At 66.3% G+C, this 2,912-nt stretch carries 3 protein-coding genes and 1 pseudogene; 2 read left to right on the top strand and 2 right to left on the bottom strand.

Annotated elements, in window-relative coordinates; translation table 11 throughout:
• Positions 1-425: hypothetical protein (locus tag BIS11_RS14130; RefSeq protein ID WP_253586356.1), on the bottom strand; the 425-nt coding region annotated here is incomplete at its 3' end.
• 97 nt (positions 426-522) lie between these two features.
• Complete coding sequence (locus BIS11_RS14125; RefSeq protein ID WP_253425165.1) at positions 523-1,176, bottom strand: hypothetical protein; 654 nt, start codon at positions 1,174-1,176, stop codon at positions 523-525.
• 158 nt (positions 1,177-1,334) lie between these two features.
• Here BIS11_RS14125 and cas1f point away from each other — a divergent pair, with 158 nt between their 5' ends.
• Positions 1,335-2,309 carry a type I-F CRISPR-associated endonuclease Cas1f gene (gene cas1f / locus BIS11_RS14120; protein ID WP_253586355.1) on the top strand — a complete coding sequence of 325 codons (975 nt, stop codon included), beginning with the start codon at positions 1,335-1,337 and terminating at the stop codon, positions 2,307-2,309.
• Positions 2,306-2,912: pseudogene (locus tag BIS11_RS14115) on the top strand (type I-F CRISPR-associated helicase Cas3); the annotation flags it as partial. The gene cas1f and the pseudogene BIS11_RS14115, both read left to right, overlap by 4 nt.

Genomic DNA, 2,912 nt, shown 5'->3' with positions numbered 1-2,912 from the left:
TACAGGGTCAGCGCGGCGCTCACCGCCATGTCCCGGCGCAGAGCGATGCGCGCATGGGTGCGCCGGGCCGCCGTGGTCAACCGCCGGGGGAGCGTGGCGCGAAGGATCAGCGTCTGCGCCTGGCGCTCGGCCTCGAGCACCGTCATGCCCTCGAAGCTCAGCCGCTGGTCGTTCTCGGCGTTGAGCGTCAGCGAGCACCGCCCCAGCGTCGCGACGGCGATGCTGCCGGCGTCGGTGAGGGTCAGCGAGCACTCGCCGCCGTCCACGTCGAGCGCTTCCAGGTGGGCCGGGTAGTCCGGTGGGTGGCCGTTCAGGGCCACCGTCAGCGCATGGCGACGGTCGTCGAGCCCGGCCAGCACGTTGGCGATATGGCGCTCGTCGAGCACCTCCACGATATCCACGTTGTCTGCCAAGGCCGCGTCCATAGCGTCTTTCCCTTCAATCCCCGTATCCGGGGCGCCGCCCGGGCGGCGTCATCCTTGTTTCTGCGGCATCGAAGCCGCCTCCCTCGAGCGGGCGGGCTCAGTAGCGCCAGGTGGCGCCAAGCTGATGGGGCGCCACGGTCAGGGCGTACTCGCCCTCGAGCGTCACCGGCCCCAGCGACACCCGCGCCGGCTGAAAGCGGTTGATCGCGGAGGAGGCCTGGTTCGGCTGCGTCCAGATCTGCAGCTCGTTGACCAGCATCCCCGAGGCGAAGTTGATCGCCGCATCGTCACCCCGGCCATCGGCGGCGATCACCCCGGCCGCCAGGCCGTTGACCAGAAGCGACCCGACCCGCGCGCTCCATCCCCGACGCGCGCGCTCGGCTCTCGCAAGCTCGAGGCCCAGCGCCTGCACGCCGCTCAGCTCGCCATTGGCTTTCAAGCGCTCGTAGCGTTCCAGCGCCGCCGGGTGCGGCTGGCGGTCGGTGAACATGCCCCCCAGCGCCAGCGCGGACTTCACCGCCCCCACCCGCGCATCGAACCGGTCGTCCCGGCTGCTCGCCTCGCTCGACTGATACGCGTTCACCGCCAGGCTCGTGGCGTAGACCCCGGTCCACCCCCACTGCCACAGGTTCGCCTGGCGCGCGCCGTTTTCGAACACGTCGTCGTACGGCGCCCAGTCGCTTGAAGACTGCGCCAACGCGGGAAGAGTGAACGCGCACGCAAACGCGCAGAGCCAGAGACGTAGCCGCATGATCGAAAGCCTGTAGGGAGAAAAAAGTAACGCTAAGCGTAGCACGGCCTCTTGCCATCGGCCGGTAATTCGAATCGGCCTAGGCTTAAGTATGACGAGGGTGCGTGGCGTTCGAGCGCCGATGGTGATTAGATGATGAAAAATACTTAGAGGTGCCCATGGATGACTTCTCGCCGAACGATCTAAAAACCATCCTGCACTCGAAGCGGGCGAACCTTTACTACCTTCAGCACTGCCGGGTACTGGTCAACGGTGGTCGCGTCGAGTACGTCACCGATGAAGGCAAGCGCTCGAAGTACTGGAATATCCCGATCGCCAATACCACGTCGCTTTTGCTGGGCACCGGCACCTCGATCACCCAGGCCGCCATGCGCGAACTCGCCAAGGCCGGCGTGCTGGTCGGCTTTTGCGGCGGAGGCGGCACGCCGCTGTTCGCGGCCAACGAGGTGGACGTCGACGTCGCCTGGCTCACCCCGCAGAGCGAATACCGGCCCACCGAGTACCTGCAGTACTGGGTGCGCTTCTGGTTCGACGATGCCAAGCGCCTCGACGCCGCCCGCGCGTTCCAGCAGGCAAGGCTTGCCCGTATCGAGGCGCTCTGGAGCAGCCGGGCGATGCGCGACGCCGGTTTCGACATCGACGAAGCGCGGCTCAAAGGCGCGCTCGCCCACCATCATCACGCCATCGACCACGCGCCCAGCAGTGTCGATCTGCTGACGCTGGAGGCGCGGCTCACCAAGACCCTCTTCAAGCTGGCCGTGGAGGCGACCGACTATGGCGAGTTCACCCGAGCCAAGCGTGGTACCGGCGCCGATCCCGCCAACCGTTTTCTCGACCACGGCAACTACCTGGCCTACGGACTTGGAGCGACGGCCACCTGGGTGCTGGGAATTCCGCATGGTCTTGCCGTACTGCACGGCAAGACCCGCCGAGGCGGGTTGGTGTTCGACGTGGCGGATCTGGTCAAGGACGCCGTCATCCTGCCCCAGGCGTTCATCTCCGCCATGCGCGGCGACGAGGAGCAGGCGTTTCGCCAGGCCTGTATCGAGCGCCTGACGCGTACCGAGGCGCTCGATTTCATGATCGACACGCTCAAGGATGTCGCCCAGACGTTGGGGAGCGGTGATCCATGAACGTGCTGCTGATCTCCCAATGCAACAAGAAGGCACTGAAGGAAACCCGGCGCATTCTCGACCAGTTCGCCGAGCGGCGCGGAGATCGCACTTGGCAGACGCCGATCACCCAGGCCGGGCTCGAGACGCTGAGAAAGCTGTTGCGCAAGAGCGCCCGCAAGAATACCGCCGTGGCCTGCCACTGGATTCGCGGCCACGACCACAGCGAACTTTTATGGGTGGTAGGGGATGCCGCGCAGTTCAACACGAAGGGCGCTACGCCGACCAACACCACCCGGCGCAATATCCTGCGTCGCGAGGACGAAAACGATTGGCACAGCGGGCGGCTGATCCACCTCCTCGCCTCGTTGGCGGCCCTCTTTCACGATCTGGGCAAGGCGAGCGAGGCCTTCCAGTGGCGCTTGCAGGGCAAGCTCGAAGGGCGCAATCGCTACCGTCACGAATGGGTGTCGCTACGTCTGCTCGAGGCTTTCGTGGGCAGGGAGGAGGACGCTGCCTGGCTGGGCCGACTCGAAACGCTCGACGAGCATGATGCGAACGGCTGGCTCGACCGGCTCACGCGCGATGGCCTGGAGGGTTCGGCGCACTCGAGGCCCTTCGAGC

Source organism: Halomonas sp. 707D4 (assembly GCF_024158685.1).
Lineage (GTDB): Bacteria > Pseudomonadota > Gammaproteobacteria > Pseudomonadales > Halomonadaceae > Vreelandella.
The sequence above is the reverse complement of the archived record's forward strand: the minus strand, read 5'-3'. Positions and strand labels throughout refer to the sequence as shown.